Source organism: Streptomyces sp. NPDC046261 (assembly GCF_040646235.1).
Taxonomy (GTDB): domain Bacteria; phylum Actinomycetota; class Actinomycetes; order Streptomycetales; family Streptomycetaceae; genus Streptomyces.
Genome location: NZ_JBEYZU010000009.1, coordinates 52,234 through 70,881, shown reverse-complemented (window position 1 = coordinate 70,881; position 18,648 = coordinate 52,234). Strand labels below are relative to the sequence as shown.

Genomic DNA, 18,648 nt, shown 5'->3' with positions numbered 1-18,648 from the left:
CTCTTCACCTCTCACATGCTGCTCAACACGTTGTGGATGAAGTCGCGCGACTCAGGCGAACTGAGCGAAGTCGCCTCCATCCGGTCCACGACAGCCCTGTACTTGGCCAATTCGGTATCAGCGTCGGCGAACTGACTTCCCGGTGCGACGTCGCGCTGCACCGTGTCAAGCTGAGGCACCGGGCCGAGTACGTAGTCGAACGACTGCCCCGTTCCAGGGAACGTCCCGCCACCGGCGAACGGAATCACCCGGACCGTCACGTTGTCCATCTCGCTCACTTCAAGCAGGTGTCGCAGCTGTGCACGGACAGTCGACGCGCCACCGAACTGCATGCGCAGCGCCGCCTCATGCACGACTGCGGTGTAGGGAACGGGATCAGCGGCGTGAAGGATCCCTTGCCGCTTCATCCGGTGGGATAGGCGATGCTCCACTTCGTAGGAGCGAAACGCGGGCACAGCTTCTCGGATCACCGCGCGGGCGTACTCGGGGGTCTGAAGCAGGCCCGGGATGTGGAGCACAAGGGCGACGCGCAAACCGCAAGCGTGGTGCTCCAACTCGGCCAGGTCCGCATAGCTCGCCGGTAGATGTTCGCGGTACTCGTCCCACCAGCCACGTGTCCTGCCTCCGGTCATCGCCGCCAAAGCATCGACGAGCGCATCGTTCGCACAGCTGTACATCCTGGCCATCGCCCGCACGCGATCGGCGCTCACCGCGTAGCGACCGGCCTCGATGTTGCTGATCCGCGACTGGTTGACACCCAACAGACCCGCCGCAGCCGATGTGTTCAGTCCCGCTCTCTCGCGGAGTTTCCGCAGCTCCGTGCCCAGCCTCTGCTGGCGCAAGGTTGGGCTGGTTGTCGAAGCCACCGGCACCCTCCTTGGTCGCCAACCATCACCCACACGAGGGGGGTTGGCCCTTATTTCAACCGACGGGTGGAATATAGGCCATCGGCGGCCCTACCGTGTGAGCCAAGCCACTCCCCACACGCCCCGCCGCCCCGCGGAAGCGCACCCCGCCCTGCCCACCGGCAAAGGGCGCGGCATTGACACCGTCGGTGCGCGGCAGCGCGACAACTTCCCCTCAAGGAGCCACCCATGGCAACCGTATCGCCGGAGAACCGCTGGTCCTACTCGCTCATCCTTCCGCATGACCCGCGATCCGTCCGGATCGCCCGGCTGACGTTGCGCGGCGTGCTCGAAAGCCACGGCATGGACGAACTGGCCGACGTCGCCGAGCTCGTGGTCAGCGAGTTCGTCACGCACTCCTACCTGTCCGCCGACGGGCCCACCGAGGTCCGGCTGAAAGAGGTCGGCGACGGCCGGGTCCGTATCAGCGTCTGGGACACGAGCCCGGCGATTCCGGCGGAGTTCGCGCGCCCTGGGCGCAGGGGCAAGTACGCCACACCCCGAACCGCGAACGTCGAAGACAGCGGTGGTGGGCTGTCGATCGTGCGGCTGTGCGCCGAAAGCTGGGGCAGCTGGGCGCTGCGGGAGTCGCTTCCAGGCGTGGGTGGGAAGTTGTTGTGGTGCGAGGTGAGCCCCCGGTCGGGCTCGCTCGGCGTGGCGGCGTGAGGCCGGGCACGGGACGCATATTACGGGACAGTTCTGGATATTTAGGACCGCCTCCCTACCCCGCCCTTCGATGCGATTCCGGGCCAAACCACAAGGTCACGCACCCCTTCCACTTTCCGATTCGCGCGGGTTATCACTGGATCCGGGCGGCACTCCCCGCCCCGCGCCCGCCGAAGGAGCCACCCCATGGAAAGCCCCCAGTCGGCCCGACCGGCCGGAGAACCCCACTGGTACGTCGACTCCCGATGCACCAACTGCGACGTCGCCCGGCAGCTCGCCCCGGACCTCATCCGTGAGGTCGACGGACGCGCCGAAGTGGTCCGGCAGCCTCGCGACGAGGCGGAAGTGCGGCAGCTGCACGCGGCCGCCTACGCCTGCCACACCCGCTCCATCCGCCACACGGACCGGCGCCTCGACCCCGCGCTGGACCCCTTCCCGCTCGCGCTCGACGCCGACGTCTGGCTCTGCGGGCACAATTCGCCGCACACCGCGGCCGCGAACTCCTACCTCGTGCGCCGCCGTTCCGGCGCCCTGGTGATGATCGACACCCCCCGGTGGAGCACCGCGCTCGCCGCACGGTACGAAGCGCTGGGCCCCGTCACCGATGTGGTGCTCACCCACAGGGACCACACCGCACACGGCCGCCAGTACGCCGACCGCTTCGGTGCGCGGCTGTGGGTTCACGAAGGCGATCTCGACGCCGCCGCGGACGCCGACCGCGTCCTGCGCGGAACGGATCCGGCCGAGATCACCGAAGGGTTGATCGCCCACCCGTTCCCCGGCCATACCCGCGGCAGCGTGGTCTACGTCGCGGACGAGCGGTACTGCTTCGCCGGGGACAGCTTCTACTGGTCGCGGGCGACGGACGACCTGGAGGTGGCGGACAGCGTCACCTGGTACTCGATCGACGAGCTCGGCGCCTCCCTGGCCCGTACCGCGGGCCTGTTGCGCTTCCAGTGGGTCCTTCCGGGCCACGGCGACCGCAAGCGGCTGCCCGCCCAGGAGATGAGTGAGCGGATACGGAACCTGGCGGTGCGGACCCGGCGGCTACAGCCCCGTCCCGTCGACTTCACCGCGGTGCGCTGGTAGCGGGCCAGGCCCCGGCATCCGTACGGCACACGTCGCGTGATCGTCGCGACTCCCCCGAGCGCGTTTCATGGGCACCACGCTAGAGCGCGACGTCGGCCATCATGAAAATCCCCGGCACAACGGCCGAAAACCATCCCGCCTTTTGCGCGTATCAGTGCTAAGACTCGCGTTCGAACAGCGTGTCAGAATTTTGTCGGGTACTCGCGGTAGCCCTTGCGTCCGGGGGCGGCACGCATGGTGGGATGTGGCGATGCGAACCCCCACGCGCATATCCCGTCCCGCCAACCCCTACGAAGAACTGGCCGCGCTCGCCGACCCGGACCCCCTCCACGCCGGCCAGGCTTACGACGAGCCGGCGGAGCCGCCCCTCTTAGCCACGGGCGACGACGAACCCTGGTCGCCGCCCGACCACCGCCGCCACCGGCGCGCCCGTGGCCGCCGGCAGCGCGGCAGAGGACGGCGGCGGCCGCCCAGTCCCCTGCGCACGTACCGCCGGGCCGCGAAGTGGCTGTTCGTCCTGGTCGCCGGCGCGGCGTTCCTCGTACTCGCGGACCGCTGCGCGGTGATGTACGCGGAGAAGAAGGCGCAGCAGCAGTTGCAGCAGGCCCTGCACCTGGCCGCCGAGCCCCAGGTGGACATCCACGGCTTCCCGTTCCTCACCCAGGTGCTGGCCAAGCGCCTGCAGGAGGTGGACGTCACCGTGCTCGACGTGGCCGCCGACCGGGTGTCGCTCGCGAAGGTACGGGCGAGCGCCCGCGACATCCGGCTCACCGGCAGCCTGCCGACTGGCGTCAAGGGTGCCGTCGTGGGCGATCTCGGCGGCAGCGTGCTGCTCTCGTTCGAGGACATGAGCCGCGAACTGGGCGCCTCGCAGATACGGTTCAGCGATCGTGGCGGCAACGCCATCAGCGCCGACGGCCGGCTCTCCCTCGCCGGGCAGGAACTGCGGCTACGGGCCCAGGCCCAGCTGCGCCGCGACGGCGACCGGGCCGTCTCCACGCGGATCGACGGCGTGAGCGTGGACATCCCGCGCGTCGCGACATACCGCCCGGGACCCGGCGCCGGGACTGGTGACGACTCCGGGGCCGGCTCCGGGGCCGGCCGAAGCCTCACCCTGCACCGCGAGGCCGCCGACCGGATCAGCCGCGACGCCGCCCACGTGAAGGAGCTGCTGTCCGTGCCGGCCGTCGCCGCCCGGCTCGGAGTGAGCGAGGAGGACCTGGCCACGGCCCTGCGCAGCGAGGAGCGGCTGCGCGAGATCACCGGCGCGCCCCGGTTCGTGGAGGAGCTGACGCGTATCAATCTGGTCGACGTCGTCCTCGAGCACCCCTGGCTGCTGGAGAAGCTCGGTCTCGACCCCAAGCTGCTCACCGCCCTCACCCAGCTCCAGCCGCCCGCCCTCACCGACCGTCTCTCCCTCTCCTTCCGCCTCCCCCCACAGGCCCGGGACCTGCACCTGAGCGAGGTCACGGTCCAGCGGGACGGCATCCGGGTGGAGCTGTCGGCCACCGATCTCGCGGTCGGGCGGAACGGCGTAAGGTGAGGGCCGGAGGCTCCGTCGCCGCGCCCGGCACCCGGACGCTCGCCACCGTGCCGCCGCCCTCCGCCGCGTAGAGGGCCACTTCGCCGCCCGCCTGCTGGACGGTCTGGGCCACGATCGACAGGCCCAGGCCGCTGCCCGGCAGGCTGCGGGCGGTCGGCGAGCGCCAGAAACGGTCGAATACGTGCGGGAGTTCCTCGGCCGGGATGCCCGGCCCGTGGTCGCGTACGGTCAGCTCGCCCTTCACCAGACGGACCTCGATCACACCACCCGGCGGGCTGAATTTCACCGCGTTGTCGAGCAGGTTCACCACCGCCCGTTCCAGCGCGGCCGGCTCGGCCCGTACGTACCAGGTGTCGATCTCCGCGTCGATCGACAGACCGGCCCCGACGGCCCGCAGCCGGGCCCGGCCCACCGCCCGCTCGACCGCCTCGTGCAGCGCGATCACCTGCAGCGGGCCGCCCGTGCCCGGACCGTCGGGACGGGAGAGCTCCTGCAGGTCGCCGATCAGCGCGGCCAGCTCCGCCATCTGCGCCCTGACGCTCGCCAGCAGCTCCTTGCGGTCCTCGGGCGGGATCGCGCGGCCCGTCTCCTCGCTGCGCACCAGCAGGTCGATGTTCGTCCGCAGGGACGTCAGCGGGGTGCGCAGCTCATGGCCCGCGTCGGCGATGAGCTGCTGCTGCCGGTCGCGGGACGAGGCCAGGGCGGCCGTCATGGAGTTGAACGAGCTCGAGAGGCGGGCGATCTCGTCGTCGCCCTCCACCGGAATGCGCACCGCCAGGTCCTCGGTGCGGGCGATGTGCTCCACCGCGCCCGTCAGCCGGTCCACCGGCCGCAGCGCCGCCCGGGCGATCCACAGGCCGGCGGTCGCCGCGCCCAGCACCCCCACCCCGGCCGTGATCACCAGCACCAGGGCCAGGGCGTTGAGCGGTTTGTCGATCTCGCTCACGGGCTGGGCGATGGAGACGGCCGTGTTCGGCAGCCGTTCGCTGCGGTACGTCGCGACGCGCATCTCCTGACCGTCGGCCGCCCGGCTGTCGTGCAGCACCACGCCGTCCACCCGCCCCGCGGCGACCGCCAGGTCGTCCTCGGTCACCCGGATCGCGGCCTTGCCCGGCGTCGTGCAGACCAGGCCGCCCGCCGTGACGACCTGGATGGTGTACGAGCCGGGGGCCGGCGGCAGCCCGGAGGGGTTGGTGCCGCAGGTCTGGACGAGCCCCTGGACGGATCGCTCGTCGACGCGCTGGCTGGTGAGCGTGGTGTCCCGCTGCTGGCTCAGCTGCTGCTTGGTGACCAGCCAGCACGCCCCCGCAGCGAGCGCCACCGCCACCGCGACGGCCGCCGCCGTCAGCAGCGCCAGCCGCGAGCGCAGCGGCAGCCGGCGGAACCTGGTGATCACTCGGCGCCGCCCTCGGCCCGTAGGACGTAGCCCACGCCGCGTACCGTGTGCACCAGCCTCGGCTCGCCGCCCGCCTCGGTCTTGCGGCGCAGGTACATCACGTAGACGTCCAGCGAGTTGGACGAAGGCTCGAATTCAAACCCCCATACGGACTTCAGAATCTGTTCCCGCGTCAGCACCTGCCGGGGGTGCGCCATGAACAGCTCCAGCAGGGTGAACTCCGTCCGCGTCAGCTCCACCCGGCGGTCGCCGCGCGTGACCTCGCGCGTCGCGAGGTCCATGCGCAGGTCGGCGTAGGACAGGGCCTGTGTGTCGGAGGGGGCGGCGGTGGCCGCCGTGGCGTAGGAGCTGCGACGCAGCAGCGCGCGGATGCGGGCCAGCAGCTCGTCCAGCTCGAAGGGCTTGACCAGGTAGTCGTCGGCGCCGGCGTCGAGGCCGGTCACGCGGTCCCCCACGGTGTCGCGGGCGGTCAGCATCAGGATGGGCACGCGCACGCCGGAGGCGCGCAGGCGCCGGGCGGCGGTGAGGCCGTCCATGCGGGGCATCAGGACGTCGAGCACGATCAGCTCCGGGTCGTACGCGGCGACCTTCTCGACCGCGTCCAGGCCGTCGACGGCCAGCTCGGTGCCGTAGCCCTCGAAGGCGAGGCTGCGGCGCAGCGCCTCGCGGACGGCGGGCTCGTCGTCCACGATCAGGATGCGGGCGGGCTGGTCGCCGTGCTCGGCGGGACTCATCTGCTGACCTCACGGGTGTACATCGGTGACGGCGGACGTTCTCAGCCTCGCACGCCGACCCGCGTGCCGGGCTCAGCTGCCACTGCCGCCGCCCGCCCGCAGCTTGGCCAGGTCGGCCTTGACCGTGTTGACCGGAATGGCGAAGCCGAGGCCGATGCTGCCCGCCGCGTCGCCCGCGCCGCTCGCCGAACCGGCCGGCTTCATCGCCGAGTTGATGCCGATGATCTCGCCGTTCATGTTGATGAGCGCGCCGCCGGAGTTGCCGGGGTTGAGGGAGGCGTCGGTCTGGATGGCCTTGTACGTGGTCTTGGACGAGCCCGTGTCGCCGTTGTACTGGTTGCCGCCGAACTCGAAGGGCCACTGGGGGACGCCGCGCTCCTGCTGGGCGCGGCCCTGCTCCTTGGAGACGGTGACGTCGCGGTTGAGGGCGGAGACGATGCCGCTGGTGACGGTGCCGGTGAGGCCCTCGGGCGAGCCGATGGCGACGACCTGGTCGCCGACCCGCACCTTGCCGGAGTCGCCGAGGGCGGCGGCCTTCAGCCCCTTGGCGTCCTGGATCTTGATGAGGGCGAGGTCCTTGTCGGGGTCGGTGCCGACGACCTTGGCGGTCTTGGTGCTGCCGTCGCTGAGGGTGACCTTGACGGTGTCGGCGCCGGCGACGACGTGGTTGTTGGTGATCACTTCACCGCCGCCGGTGATGATCACGCCCGAGCCGGTGGACTGGCCGGAGGAGGTGGCCGCCTTGATCTCCACGATGCTGGGGCCGACCGCGCTCGCCACCGCCGCCACGCCGGTGCCCTTGGCGGAGGCGTTCTGGACGGGGGTCGACTGGCTGGTGCCGTGCGATCCGCCGGCCAGCTCGCCCACGAGGGCCGCGGCGCCGCCGCCGGCGACGGCCGCCACGAGGGCGACGGCCGCGAGCAGCGCCACCGGGCGCTTCGCCCTGGGCCTGCCCTCGGCCCGGTGCCCGGGGGCCGGCGCGGGGGCCGGCGCCTGCGCCTGCTCCTCGAAGTGGGCGTAGGGGCTGTGGACCGGGGGCGCCGGGTACTGGGGCTGGTTTTCCGTCATGGGTATGACTGTGCTCCGCGCAGATGAGAACAGTCTGAATACGCACTGAGAAGGGGTACAGAAGCGCGTTCGCTTCACGTAAGGACGGGAAATGTGCCCCCGGCCCCCGGACGGTCCGGCGCTCAGCCGCCGCAGCCGCAGGAGCGGCGGACCACCAGCCGGGAGGGGAACTGCTTCAGCCGCTCCCGCCGGGACCCGGCGACCCGCAGGCCGTCGTCCAGGACCAGGTCCACCGCCGAGCGGGCCATGGCCTGGCGGTCGGAGGCGACGGTGGTCAGGGGCGGGTCCGTGAGGGCCGCCTCCTTGACGTCGTCGAAGCCCGCGACCGCCAGCTCGCCCGGCACGTCGATGCGCAGCTCGCGGGCCGCGCGCAGCACGCCGATGGCCTGGTCGTCCGTGGCGCAGAGCAGCGCCGGGGGACGGTCGGGGCCGGCGAGCAGCTCGAGCGCGACCTTGTAGGCGTCGTAGCGGTTGTAGGGGGCCTGGAAGAGCCGGCCCTCCAGCGACTTGCCGGCCTCGCGCATGGCGCGCCGCCAGCCCTCGACGTGGTCGGTGACCGGGTCGCCTATGGTCGGGGTCTCCTCCGTGCCGCCGAGGCAGGCCACGTAGGGATGGCCGTGCTCCAGGAGGTGGCGGGTGGCGAGCTGGGCGCCGCCGATGTCGTCCGTGACGACGGCCACGTCGTCGATGGCGTCGGGCCTGCGGTGCATCAGCACGACGCGGGCGTCCCAGGCGTCGATCTCGATCGCCGCGTGCTCGCTGGGGCCCTGGCTGATCAGGATCAGGCCGGAGACCCGCATGCCCAAGAAGGCCCGCAGATAGTGCACTTCGCGCTCGTCGAGATAGTCGGAGTTCCCGACGAGGACCATCTTCCCGCGCTCGGCCGCCGCCTGCTCGACCGCGTGCGCCATCTCCGCGAAGAAGGGCTGGCGCGCGTCCGGGACGATCAGGCCTATGAGGTCCGTCCGTCGGGAGGCCATCGCCTGGGCGACCCGGTCCGGCCGGTACCCCAGCTCCTTGATCGCGGCCAGCACCCGCTCCCGCGTCGCCGGTGCCACCGGGCGCGGTCCATTGTTGATGACGTAGCTGACGACCGCGGTCGACGTCCCCGCAAGCCTCGCCACATCGTCCCGCGTCACCTTGGCCACGCGCGGCAGTCTACGCGGGTCCACCTACCGTTTCACCGGGCGTACGGTCTCGGTTTCGACAGCTTGCGACTGCTCCTTCCGCGCCGGCCGGCCCTGCTTCGCGCCCGGCTCGGGCGCCTCCTTGGGCTTGGTCTCCTCCGCCGGGCGCTCGGTCTTCTCCGGCAGCACGAAGCGGTAGCCGACGTTGCGGACCGTGCCGATCAGGGACTCGTGCTCGGGGCCGAGCTTGGCGCGCAGCCGCCGTACGTGGACGTCCACCGTACGCGTACCGCCGAAGTAGTCGTAGCCCCAGACCTCCTGCAGGAGCTGCGCCCGGGTGAAGACGCGGCCGGGGTGCTGGGCGAGGTACTTCAGGAGCTCGAACTCCTTGAAGGTCAGGTCGAGGACCCGGCCCTTGAGCTTGGCGCTGTAGGTCGCCTCGTCCACCGAGAGGTCGCCGGTGCGGATCTCCATGGGGCTGTCGTCCATGGTGATCTGCTGGCGGCCCATGGCCAGCCGCAGCCGGGCCTCGACCTCGGCCGGGCCCGCGGTGTCCAGGAGCACGTCGTCGACGCCCCAGTCGGCGGTGACGGCGGCCAGACCGCCCTCGGTGACGACGAGCAGCAGCGGACAGCCGGGGCCGGTGGAGCGCAGGAGCTGGCACAGGCTGCGCACGTGGGGCAGGTCACGGCGGCCGTCGATCAGTATGACGTCGGCGCCCGGGGTGTCCACGAGGGCCGGGCCCTCCGCGGGGGCCACCCGGACGCTGTGCAGCAGCAGGCCGAGCGCGGGCAGCACCTCGGTCGACGGCTGGAGGGCATTGGTCAGGAGCAGCAAGGAGCTCATCGGCCGCCTCCCGCCTCGGTCGTCGTGCGCCGTGTCCGGCTCTTGCTCTTCTCTCGTGCGCTTCGCTCGCCCATTGCGTCGGTTCCTCCTCGGTCCCTGCGAGGACGGTGGGGCACTGCTCGTCGTCCGAATGCACAAAAGGACCCGGGGGCTACTCTGCCCGGATCCTCTCTGCCCAGCAGAATAGCCCAGATGACTTTCGGAGGGACGGACGATTTTGCACGAGCTTGTGTTTCGTCGATCACTTCGAGTGGTCATCGCACTGCGCTCTTGACACAGGACCGTGTGCGGGCAGGGACTGCGTGAACGCCCTTTACGTTCCAGTCTGCCGCGCCGCACACGGCCCGCGCCCTCCGCGCGCGCGGACCACGTGGTGCGGCACGAGGGGCGCACCGGGGCATGCGCCGGAGCATGCGCCGGCACGCCCCCGGGCGCACCCTCGCGCCTCTCTTCTCTGCCGGACCGCCTGCTATGCCCCTATATTTCGTCCACCGCCACCGGCTGGGCGAACTGTGCCGCGTACAGCCGGGCGTACGCGCCGTCCGCCGCCAGCAGCGACTCGTGGGTGCCCTGCTCCACGATGCGGCCGGATTCCATCACCAGGATCACGTCCGCGTCGCGGATGGTGGAGAGCCGGTGCGCGATCACGAAGCTCGTGCGGCCCGTGCGCAGCCGGCCCATCGCCTGCTGTATGAGCACCTCGGTGCGGGTGTCGACGGAGCTCGTCGCCTCGTCCAGCACCAGGATCTCCGGCTCGGCCAGGAACGCCCGGGCGATGGTGATCAGCTGCTTCTCGCCGACGCTGACGTTGGCGCCCTCCTCGTCGATGACGGTGTCGTAGCCGTCGGGGAGGGTGCGTACGAAGCGGTCCACGTGGGTGGCCTTCGCCGCCTGGACGATCTTGTCCAGTGAGGTGCCCCCGGGCGCCCCGTAGGCGATGTTGTCGGCGATGGTGCCGCCGAAGAGCCAGGTGTCCTGCAGCACCATGCCGATGTGGGAGCGCAGCTCCTCGCGGGGCATGGCCGCGATGTCGACGCCGTCGAGCGTGATGCGGCCGCCGCCCACCTCGTAGAACCGCATCAGCAGGTTGACCAGCGTGGTCTTGCCGGCGCCGGTCGGGCCGACGATGGCGACGGTCTGGCCCGGCCGCACCGTCAGGGAGAGGTCCTCGATGAGCGGCTTGTCGGGCTCGTAGCGGAAGGAGACCTTCTCGAAGGACACCTGGCCGCTGACGTGGGCGGGCCGCAGCGCCTCGGCCGCGTCCGGGGACTGCTCCTCGGCGTCCAGCAGCTCGAAGACGCGCTCGGCGGAGGCAACGCCGGACTGGACGAGGTTGGCCATGGACGCCACCTGGGTGAGCGGCTGGCTGAACTGGCGCGAGTACTGCACGAATGCCTGCACGTCACCGATGGACAGCGAGCCGCTGGCCACGCGCAGGCCGCCGACGACGGCGACGAGCACGTAGTTGAGGTTGCCGATGAACATCATCGCGGGCTGGATCAGGCCCGATATGAACTGGGCCTTGAAGCCGGCGGTGTAGAGCTCCTCGTTCTCCTTGCGGAACGTCTCGGCGGACTCCTTCTGCCGGCCGAACACCTTCACCAGGGAGTGGCCGGTGTACATCTCCTCGATGTGGCCGTTGAGCTTGCCGGTGGACTTCCACTGGGCGACGAACTGCGGCTGCGCGCGCTTGCCGACCTTCGTGGCGACCAGCACCGAGACGGGCACGGTGATCAGGGCGACCAGCGCCAGCAGCCAGGAGATCCAGAACATCATGGCCAGCACGCCGACGATCGTCAGCACCGAGGCCATGATCTGGCTCAGGGTCTGCTGCAGCGTCTGGGCGATGTTGTCGATGTCGTTGGTGGCGCGGGAGAGGACCTCGCCGCGCTGCTGCTTGTCGAAGTAGCTCAGCGGCAGCCGCCCCAGCTTCTCCTCGACCTCCTCGCGCAGCCGGAAGACGGCCCGCTGGACGACGTTCGTGGCGATGCGGGCCTGCACGAACATGAACAGCGAGGCGCCGACGTAGATCAGCAGCACCCACAGCAGCACCGTGCCGACCGCGTCGAAGTCGATCCCCTGTCCGGGGGTGAAGTCGACGCCGCTGAGCACGTCGGCGATGCGGCCGTCGCCCTGGTTCCGCAGGTGCTCGATGGCCTCGGCCTTCGACGTGCCGGAGCGGACCTGATGCCCCACGACGCCGGCGAAGATCAGGTCGGTGGCGTGGCCGAGGATCTTCGGGCCTATGACGGTCAGCGCGACGCTGACGACGCCGAGGGCCAGGGCCACGGCGATGACGGCCCGCTCCGGCCGCAGCTGCGCCAGCAGCCGGCGGGCGGAGCGGCCGAAGTCCATGGATTTCTCGGTGGGCTGTCCGCCCATGAAGCGCCCGATGCCGGCCGCCGGCGCCGGGCCTCTGCGCGTGGCGCCGGCGCCCTGGCCGCCGCCGGGGGCGGCGTCCTCGGCCGCTGTGCCGCCGGCGGCGGGGCCGCCGGGCTTTTCGGGGGGCGTCACGCCGCCTCCTCCTCGGTGAGCTGGGAGAGCACGATCTCCCGATACGTCTCGTTCGTCCCCATCAATGCGGTGTGGGTACCCGTGCCGACGACCCGGCCCTCGTCCAGGACCACGATGCGGTCGGCGTCGCGGATGGTCGACACGCGTTGCGCGACGATCAGGACCGTCGCCTGGCCGGTCTCCCGGGCGAGGGCGGCCCGCAGCCGGGCGTCGGTGGCGTAGTCGAGCGCGGAGAAGGAGTCGTCGAAGAGGTAGATCTCCGGCTTGCGGACCAGGGCGCGGGCGATCGCCAGGCGCTGGCGCTGGCCGCCCGAGACGTTGGAGCCGCCCTGGGCCACGGGCGCCTGCAGCTGCCCCTCCATCGCCTCGACGAAGTCGCGGGCCTGCGCGGTCTCCAGCGCCTGCCACAGCTCCTCGTCGCTCGCGTCGGGGCGCCCGTAGCGCAGGTTGGAGGCCACGGTGCCGCTGAAGAGGTACGGCTTCTGCGGCACGAGTCCCACGGCCTCGGCCATGACGGCCGGGTCCAGGTCCCGTACGTCCACGCCGTCGACGAGGACCGAGCCGGCGGTGGCGTCGAACAGGCGCGGGATCAGGCCCAGCAGGGTCGACTTGCCGCTGCCCGTGGAGCCGATGACGGCCGTGACCTCGCCGGGCCGCGCGACGAACGAGACGTCCTTGAGGACCGGCTCCTCGGCGCCCGGGTAGCCGAAGGCGACACCGCGCAGCTCCAGATGGCCGCGCCCGCGCAGCTCGGTGACCGGCGCGGCGGGGGGCACCACGCTGGAGTCGGTGGTGAGGACCTCTTGTATGCGCTCGGCGCATACCTCGGCGCGCGGCACCATCATGAACATGAAGGTGGCCATCATGATGGCCATCAGGATCTGCATGAGGTAGGCGAGGAACGCGGTCAGCGCGCCGATCTGCATGCCGCCGTCGTCGATGCGGTGGCCGCCGAACCAGACGACGGCGACGGAGGAGACGTTCACGACCAGCATCACGGACGGGAACATCAGCGACATCAGCCGTCCGGCCCGCAGGGAGACGTCCATCAAGTCCGCGTTGGCGCCCGTGAATCGTTTCCGCTCATGTGTGTCGCGGACGAAGGCGCGGATGACACGGATGCCGGTGATCTGCTCACGCAGCACCCGGTTGACGGTATCGATGCGCTCCTGCACGCTGCGGAACAGCGGCCGCATCCGCCGGACGATCAGCGTCACGATGAGCGCCAGGGCCGGGACGATGAACAGCAGCAGCCCGGACAGCGGGACGTCCTGGTTGAGCGCCATCACGATGCCGCCGACGCACATGATGGGCGCGGACACCATGAGCGTGAACGTCATCAGGGCCAGCATCTGGACCTGCTGGACGTCATTGGTGGTACGGGTGATCAGCGAGGGCGCGCCGAAGTGACCCATCTCGCGCGCCGAGAAGGACTGCACCCGGTCGAAGACCGCCCCCCTCAGGTCGCGGCCGACCGCCATGGCCGTGCGGGCGCCGTAGTACACGGCACCGATGGCGCACACGACCTGGGCCAGGGTCACGGCGAGCATCAGGGAGCCGGTCTTCAGGATGTAACCGGTGTCGCCCTTGACGACGCCTTTGTCGATGATGTCCGCGTTCAGGGTGGGCAGATAGAGCGTCGCGAGCGTCTGCACGAGTTGCAGCAGCACGACCGTCGCGATGGCCCCCGAGTAGGGCCGCAAATGGACCCTGAGAAGTCGTACCAGCACAAAGGCAGCCTATGCGAGCACCCCTCCACACGGCCTCTCCTTTACCGGCTGGGGACCGTGCTCCGTCCGGCACCCGTCATCATGGAGGGCGGCAAGAAGCCGGAAAGAACGGAACCGAAAAAGAGGGGTCGCCGTGGCGACGACACACCCGGCGCGGCTGCCGGCACAGCCGGGGCCGCCGGAACCGCCGGCCGGCACGATCCGGTACTGGGCCGCGGCCAAGGCCGCCGCCGGTACGGCCGAAGAGCCGTACGCGGCGCGGACCCTGGCGGAGGCGCTGGCCGCGGCACGGCGGCTGCACGAGGACGAGCCGGAGTTCGCGCGGGTGCTCATCCGCTGCTCCTTCCTCGTGGACGGCGACCCCGTCGGCACACGCGACCACTCGACGGTCCAACTGGCCGAGGGCGGCACCGTCGAGGTGCTCCCGCCCTTCGCAGGAGGGTGACCCCGCCAGCATGAGCGATCAGCATCACCACAATTCGTACGATCCGTACCGGCCCTATGAGCCCTACGGACCATACGAGCCTCGTACCGACCACCAGGAACAGACGGGACAACCGGCGTACGACTACCCGTACGAACCGCAGCCCCCGGCGCAGCAGCCACATCAGCCGCAGGCCGCCGCCTGGCCGCAGCACGCCTATCCGGATCAGGACGGGCCGGCCACCCAGACCTGGCAGACCCAGACCTGGGACGCGCAGAGCTGGCAGCAGCAGCCCGCCCCGGCCGACGGGCCCGCGTACGACTCGCCGTGGCCCGTCGGCGGTGCCGCCGGCGCCGCGGACTGGGCCCGGCAGGAGCAGGCGGGCCACGAGGCGCCGGCCGCGCCCGTGCCCGCGGCGCACGTGTCCCTGGCGGACGGCTACGCGCCGGTCGTGGCGGAGCAGCCCGCGCCGGAGGCGGAGCGGCCGATGACCGCCGCCGAGAAGGCGAAGGCCGAGGGCCGGGCGCAGATCCTCTCCCCGGGCCTCCGGCCGGCGCTGATCACCTCCTTCCTCGCCGTCCTGCTGGCCGTCACGGCGCCGCTGGCGCGGCCCGCGCTGGCCGTGCCGCTGGTGCTGCTGCAGGCCGTGACGGCGGCCGGCTGGTTCCGGCTGAACGGCATGTGGCCGGCCCGGCAGGGCATCGCGCTGGCGTTCCTGGGCGGCGTGGTCGCCGACATCGGCCTGCTGGCCACGGACACGGCGAACGCTCCGACCGTCCTGCTCGGCACGCTCGGCGTATGGATTCTGCTGGTCGTGGTGCTCCAGCTGCGCAGCCACGCCTCGCCCGACGAGCGGTTGTACGGGCTGACCGCGGCGACCGCCTCGGCCGCCCTGGCGGTCATGGCGGGCGGTCATCTGGCGGCGGACTCCGACGCGGTCGTCGTCGGCTCCATCGGCGTGGCCGCGGCCGTGCTGGCGCGGGCGCTGCCGCTGCCGTCCCTCGCCTCCCCCGTCGTCGCCCTGATCGCGGCGGCGGGCGCGGGCGTGGCGGGCGGGCGGCTGACCGACATGGGCGCGTCGGCCGCGCTGCTGGGCCTGGCCGCCGGCGTCTGCGCCCTGGTCGGGCTGCGGGTGGCCAGCTACGACTACCCCTCGCGGTTCGTGCACATGACGGCGGGCGTGGCCCTGCCGCTGACCCTCGCCGCGCCCGCGGTCTACGTGCTGGGCCGGGCGCTGGGATAGGGCGCTTCCTGCCCGGGGCCCCGGCCCCGGGCAGGAGCCCATCGGTTACAGACCGGTGACGTACGCGACGCCCCGTTCACCCGAACGGTCCGGTTAGGCTCACGGGAAAGCCTGACCGAGAGTGGGGATCGACAGCCGATGCGTGCGATACGGACGATAGTGATCGTCGCCGTGGTCCTGGCGGGCCTCTTCGTGGCCGCGGACCGTGCCGCCGTCTACTTCGCCGAGAACCAGGCCGCCGAGAAGATCCGCAGCAGCCAGGGCCTCTCCGGCACCCCCGACGTCTCGATCAAGGGCTTCCCCTTCCTGACCCAGGTCGCGGCCTCCGAGCTCGAGCAGGTCGACGTCAAGCTCGACGGCATCACCGCGGGCGCCGGCGACCGCTCGGTGAAGGTCAGCGGTTTCGACGCCCAGTTGCACGACGTGCGCATCGACAGCAGCTTCTCCTCGGCCGTCGCGGGCCGCGCCACGGGCACCGCCCACCTGTCGTACGAGGAGCTCACCAAGGCCGCCGGTGACCCGGGCGTCTCCGTGGCCTACGGCGGCCAGGACGGTGCCGGCCGCAGCCAGGTGAAGGTCACCGGCAAGGTCACGGTCATGGGCCAGCCCGTGGAACGCAGCGTGGTCTCCACGGTGAGCGTGGTGGACGGCCACACGATCCGGGTGCGGGCGGACGAGGTCCCCGCGCAGGGCATCCCCGGCCTGGAGCGCAAGATCCGCGAGAAGACCGACTTCGACCGGCAGATCTCGGGCCTGCCCAAGGGCATCAAGCTCGACAAGGTCGTCACGACGCCGAGCGGCGTCGACATCACCCTGACCGGCACCGACGTCAACCTGGCCGGCTGACCGGCCCGCACCCCGGACGCCCTCCGGCGGACACGGGGTCCACGCTGCGAGACGCGGCCGTCCGCAGGTCAGTCCGTACGGGCCCCGGCGGGCGGACGAGGGCCTCGACCCGGCCCGCCGGTCCCAGCATTCGAGACTTTTCGTCTCAGCATTCGGCTCACTGGTGACAGGGCTCCAGGTCCCTCCCTACGATCGCCCCATGAAGCGACAGGCGGATCTCACCAAGCGGCGGGCAGTAGACCTGTGCCGCGTTGCCGCCATGCTCTGTCGCCGTGTCTGACAGGGACCGCTCAGCGCTCCCTCCGGCCGTCTCCGGCCGCCTCCCCGCACCATCGCTCCCCCTACTGCGCGGCGCCGCGCACACCCGCCGCGCACATCCGCAACTGCCCCGGAGGAGAACACATGAGCCGCAGTGACGTCCTGGTGGACGCCGACTGGGTACAGGCCCGCATCGACGCAGGCGACCCCAAGACCGTCATCGTCGAGGTCGACGAGGACACCTCCGCGTACGACAAGAACCACATCAAGACCGCCATCCGGATCGACTGGAAGTCCGACCTCCAGGACCCGGTCCGCCGCGACTTCGTCGACCAGGCCGGCTTCGAGAAGCTCCTGTCCGACAAGGGCATCGCCAACGACGACACCGTCGTCCTCTACGGCGGCAACAACAACTGGTTCGCGGCGTACGCCTACTGGTACTTCAAGCTCTACGGCCACCAGGACGTCAAGCTCCTCGACGGCGGCCGCAAGAAGTGGGAGCTGGACTCCCGCGACCTGGTCGCCGAGGTGCCGCAGCGCGCCCGCACCACGTACACGGCCACCCCGCAGGACTCCTCGATCCGCGCCTTCCGCGACGACGTCATCGCCGCCATCGGCTCGCTGAACCTGATCGACGTGCGCTCCCCCGACGAGTTCAGCGGCAAGCTGCTCGCCCCGGCGCACCTGCCCCAGGAGCAGTCGCAGCGCCCCGGCCACGTGCCGAGCGCGCGCAACATCCCCTGGTCGAAGTCGGCCAACGACGACGGCACGTTCAAGTCCGACGACGAGCTCAAGGAGCTCTACGAGGGCGCGGGCGTGGACCTCGCCAAGGACACCATCGCCTACTGCCGCATCGGCGAGCGCTCCGCGCACACCTGGTTCGTGCTGCACGAGCTGCTCGGCCAGTCCAACGTGCGGAACTACGACGGGTCCTGGACCGAGTACGGCTCGCTCGTGGGCGTGCCGATCGAGCTCGGCGCCAACTGACCTCCCGACCACCGCAACGAGAAGGATCACCCATGTGTGGAGCAAAGGCCGGCGGTCCCGACGCCTCGACCGCCAAGCCCGGTGAGACGACCATCCAGGGCTCGGTCACCCGCGACGGCGAACCCGTCGCCGGTTATGTGCGGCTGCTGGACAGCAACGGCGAGTTCACCGCCGAGGTGCCCACGTCCGCGACCGGACAGTTCCGCTTCTACGCCGCCGAGGGCACCTGGACGCTGCGGGCGCTCGTACCGGGCGGCGGGGCCGACCGCACGGTCGTCGCCCAGCAGGGCGCGCTGGCGGACGTCGCCATCGCCGTCTGACGCACCGCGTCGGAGATGAGAACGGCCGGAGGGCCGTACCCCGGGGTTGGACGCCTTGATGGTGGGGTACGGCCCTTCGCGCTACCCGTGGCGCGGTCGTACGGTAAAGGTGTGTACGCGCGGCGACGCCATCTGTACTTCGCCATGATGGGCACCTGCATCGGCATGTTCGTCCTGGCGTGGTCCGTGGTGCGCCTGTGGTCGGTGCCGGCGGCGGTCGGCATGTGCCTGTTCGCCATGGTCATCCCCCCGGTCGCGGCCGTCGTGGCCAACCGCCGCGGCCCCGACGACCGCTGGTGGGACGACCCGTCGGGGGACCCGCAGTCGGACGAGTGGTGGGACGAGCTGGACGGCAAGCGCCGCCCGGAATCACGCGATCAGTAGACGAGCGCCTGCACGCCGTCGGCCATGGCCTCGCTGACGAAGACCTGCGCCCCGGCGATGCGCGCCCCCTCGATCAGGTCCTTCTCCTCGATGTCGCGGCGGGCGGCGCACTGCGTGCAGACCGTGATCATCCCGCCTGCGGCCCGGATCCCGTCGATGAGGTCCGGCAGCGGCGCCGCGTGCGGCAGCTCGAACTCCGCCGCCCTCCCCGGCAGCGCGAACCACGACGACTCGCCGGTCAGCCACAACGACACCTCGACGCCGCTGGCCGCCGCCACGGCCGCCACCGTGAACGCCTGGGAGCACCGCTCGGGCGCGTCGGCACCCGCCGTCACCTTGATCACGAGCCTCTTCGCCATACGGCCACTCTAGGACCCCGCCACTCCGCGCGGCCGGACACCCGGCGACGATCCACCTCACAGCGCCGCTCCCGGGACGGCCGACTAGACTCGTCCACGGTCCGTACACCCTCACTCCGACCGAGGAGCGCGCTCGTGCTTGAGGCAGTCTTCACCACCCTGCTCGTCCTGGTCGCCGTAGGCGTTCTCGCCTTCGCGGGCCTGACCTG

At 71.2% G+C, this 18,648-nt stretch carries 18 protein-coding genes; 9 read left to right on the top strand and 9 right to left on the bottom strand.

Annotated features, from left to right (window positions below):
- Nucleotides 1-11 precede the first annotated feature (11 nt).
- Complete coding sequence (locus ABZ956_RS18270) at nucleotides 12-866, bottom strand: helix-turn-helix transcriptional regulator (RefSeq protein WP_361894116.1); 855 nt, start codon at nucleotides 864-866, stop codon at nucleotides 12-14.
- A gap of 228 nt (nucleotides 867-1,094) precedes the next feature.
- Here ABZ956_RS18270 and ABZ956_RS18265 point away from each other — a divergent pair, with 228 nt between their 5' ends.
- The 3 genes from ABZ956_RS18265 (at nucleotide 1,095) to ABZ956_RS18255 (ending at nucleotide 4,203) form a co-directional block, all read left to right on the top strand.
- Nucleotides 1,095-1,571: an ATP-binding protein gene (locus ABZ956_RS18265; protein ID WP_361894113.1), complete on the top strand. Its 477-nt coding sequence runs from the start codon at nucleotides 1,095-1,097 to the stop codon at nucleotides 1,569-1,571.
- 186 nt (nucleotides 1,572-1,757) lie between these two features.
- Nucleotides 1,758-2,660 carry an MBL fold metallo-hydrolase gene (locus tag ABZ956_RS18260; RefSeq protein WP_361894110.1) on the top strand — a complete coding sequence of 301 codons (903 nt, stop codon included), beginning with the start codon at nucleotides 1,758-1,760 and terminating at the stop codon, nucleotides 2,658-2,660.
- Between the two features lie 250 nt (nucleotides 2,661-2,910).
- Complete coding sequence (locus ABZ956_RS18255) at nucleotides 2,911-4,203, top strand: DUF2993 domain-containing protein (RefSeq protein WP_361894107.1); 1,293 nt, start codon at nucleotides 2,911-2,913, stop codon at nucleotides 4,201-4,203.
- On the opposite strand, the gene ABZ956_RS18250 is transcribed toward ABZ956_RS18255, so the two are convergent.
- The 7 genes from ABZ956_RS18250 to ABZ956_RS18220 all read right to left on the bottom strand — a co-directional run bounded on the left by ABZ956_RS18250 (nucleotide 4,127) and on the right by ABZ956_RS18220 (nucleotide 13,618).
- On the bottom strand, nucleotides 4,127-5,599 hold the full coding sequence (locus ABZ956_RS18250) for a HAMP domain-containing sensor histidine kinase (RefSeq protein WP_361894104.1): 1,473 nt from the start codon (nucleotides 5,597-5,599) through the stop codon (nucleotides 4,127-4,129). The two genes, ABZ956_RS18255 and ABZ956_RS18250, sit on opposite strands and share 77 nt — an antisense overlap.
- Nucleotides 5,596-6,333: a response regulator transcription factor gene (locus tag ABZ956_RS18245; RefSeq protein ID WP_361894102.1), complete on the bottom strand. Its 738-nt coding sequence runs from the start codon at nucleotides 6,331-6,333 to the stop codon at nucleotides 5,596-5,598. The genes ABZ956_RS18250 and ABZ956_RS18245 overlap by 4 nt, the downstream gene beginning before the upstream one ends.
- 72 nt (nucleotides 6,334-6,405) lie before the next feature.
- On the bottom strand, nucleotides 6,406-7,401 hold the full coding sequence (locus ABZ956_RS18240) for a trypsin-like peptidase domain-containing protein (RefSeq protein WP_361894099.1): 996 nt from the start codon (nucleotides 7,399-7,401) through the stop codon (nucleotides 6,406-6,408).
- 122 nt (nucleotides 7,402-7,523) lie between these two features.
- Nucleotides 7,524-8,549: a LacI family DNA-binding transcriptional regulator gene (locus tag ABZ956_RS18235; RefSeq protein ID WP_361894096.1), complete on the bottom strand. Its 1,026-nt coding sequence runs from the start codon at nucleotides 8,547-8,549 to the stop codon at nucleotides 7,524-7,526.
- A 24-nt stretch (nucleotides 8,550-8,573) separates the two neighbouring features.
- On the bottom strand, nucleotides 8,574-9,374 hold the full coding sequence (locus tag ABZ956_RS18230) for a response regulator transcription factor (protein ID WP_361894093.1): 801 nt from the start codon (nucleotides 9,372-9,374) through the stop codon (nucleotides 8,574-8,576).
- 477 nt (nucleotides 9,375-9,851) lie between these two features.
- Entirely contained in the window at nucleotides 9,852-11,756 is a 1,905-nt protein-coding gene (locus ABZ956_RS18225) for an ABC transporter ATP-binding protein (RefSeq protein ID WP_361894658.1), read from the bottom strand.
- A 128-nt stretch (nucleotides 11,757-11,884) separates the two neighbouring features.
- Nucleotides 11,885-13,618, bottom strand: coding sequence for an ABC transporter ATP-binding protein (locus ABZ956_RS18220; protein WP_361894090.1), 1,734 nt, complete (start codon nucleotides 13,616-13,618; stop codon nucleotides 11,885-11,887).
- A gap of 133 nt (nucleotides 13,619-13,751) precedes the next feature.
- Between ABZ956_RS18220 and ABZ956_RS18215 the strand changes: the two genes are divergently transcribed.
- The 6 genes from ABZ956_RS18215 (at nucleotide 13,752) to ABZ956_RS18190 (ending at nucleotide 18,080) form a co-directional block, all read left to right on the top strand.
- On the top strand, nucleotides 13,752-14,063 hold the full coding sequence (locus ABZ956_RS18215; RefSeq protein WP_361894088.1) for a MoaD/ThiS family protein: 312 nt from the start codon (nucleotides 13,752-13,754) through the stop codon (nucleotides 14,061-14,063).
- 10 nt (nucleotides 14,064-14,073) lie between these two features.
- A complete protein-coding gene (locus ABZ956_RS18210; protein ID WP_361894085.1) occupies nucleotides 14,074-15,285 on the top strand; it encodes a hypothetical protein in 1,212 nt (403 codons plus the stop codon).
- Between the two features lie 138 nt (nucleotides 15,286-15,423).
- Nucleotides 15,424-16,131: a DUF2993 domain-containing protein gene (locus tag ABZ956_RS18205; RefSeq protein ID WP_361894082.1), complete on the top strand. Its 708-nt coding sequence runs from the start codon at nucleotides 15,424-15,426 to the stop codon at nucleotides 16,129-16,131.
- 402 nt (nucleotides 16,132-16,533) lie between these two features.
- Nucleotides 16,534-17,376 carry a sulfurtransferase gene (locus ABZ956_RS18200; RefSeq protein ID WP_361894079.1) on the top strand — a complete coding sequence of 281 codons (843 nt, stop codon included), beginning with the start codon at nucleotides 16,534-16,536 and terminating at the stop codon, nucleotides 17,374-17,376.
- Nucleotides 17,377-17,408: 32 nt separating this feature from the next.
- The gene (locus ABZ956_RS18195; RefSeq protein ID WP_361894077.1) at nucleotides 17,409-17,696 is read left to right on the top strand and encodes a DUF1416 domain-containing protein; all 288 of its coding nucleotides are present in this window, start codon (nucleotides 17,409-17,411) and stop codon (nucleotides 17,694-17,696) included.
- A gap of 111 nt (nucleotides 17,697-17,807) precedes the next feature.
- Entirely contained in the window at nucleotides 17,808-18,080 is a 273-nt protein-coding gene (locus ABZ956_RS18190; protein WP_361894074.1) for a DUF3099 domain-containing protein, read from the top strand.
- On the opposite strand, the gene ABZ956_RS18185 is transcribed toward ABZ956_RS18190, so the two are convergent.
- Nucleotides 18,074-18,439, bottom strand: coding sequence for a DsrE family protein (locus ABZ956_RS18185; RefSeq protein WP_361894071.1), 366 nt, complete (start codon nucleotides 18,437-18,439; stop codon nucleotides 18,074-18,076). The two genes, ABZ956_RS18190 and ABZ956_RS18185, sit on opposite strands and share 7 nt — an antisense overlap.
- Between the last annotated feature and the right edge of the window lie 209 nt (nucleotides 18,440-18,648).

Coding starts and splice junctions, on each gene's coding strand:
- ABZ956_RS18205 (WP_361894082.1), top strand. CDS start 15,424: ATGCGTGCGATACGGACGATAGTGATCGTCGCCGTGGTCCTGGCGGGC.
- ABZ956_RS18245 (WP_361894102.1), bottom strand. CDS start 6,333: ATGAGTCCCGCCGAGCACGGCGACCAGCCCGCCCGCATCCTGATCGTG.
- ABZ956_RS18255 (WP_361894107.1), top strand. CDS start 2,911: ATGCGAACCCCCACGCGCATATCCCGTCCCGCCAACCCCTACGAAGAA.
- ABZ956_RS18260 (WP_361894110.1), top strand. CDS start 1,758: ATGGAAAGCCCCCAGTCGGCCCGACCGGCCGGAGAACCCCACTGGTAC.
- ABZ956_RS18240 (WP_361894099.1), bottom strand. CDS start 7,401: ATGACGGAAAACCAGCCCCAGTACCCGGCGCCCCCGGTCCACAGCCCC.
- ABZ956_RS18225 (WP_361894658.1), bottom strand. CDS start 11,756: ATGGGCGGACAGCCCACCGAGAAATCCATGGACTTCGGCCGCTCCGCC.
- ABZ956_RS18230 (WP_361894093.1), bottom strand. CDS start 9,374: ATGAGCTCCTTGCTGCTCCTGACCAATGCCCTCCAGCCGTCGACCGAG.
- ABZ956_RS18195 (WP_361894077.1), top strand. CDS start 17,409: ATGTGTGGAGCAAAGGCCGGCGGTCCCGACGCCTCGACCGCCAAGCCC.
- ABZ956_RS18265 (WP_361894113.1), top strand. CDS start 1,095: ATGGCAACCGTATCGCCGGAGAACCGCTGGTCCTACTCGCTCATCCTT.
- ABZ956_RS18185 (WP_361894071.1), bottom strand. CDS start 18,439: ATGGCGAAGAGGCTCGTGATCAAGGTGACGGCGGGTGCCGACGCGCCC.
- ABZ956_RS18210 (WP_361894085.1), top strand. CDS start 14,074: ATGAGCGATCAGCATCACCACAATTCGTACGATCCGTACCGGCCCTAT.
- ABZ956_RS18200 (WP_361894079.1), top strand. CDS start 16,534: ATGAGCCGCAGTGACGTCCTGGTGGACGCCGACTGGGTACAGGCCCGC.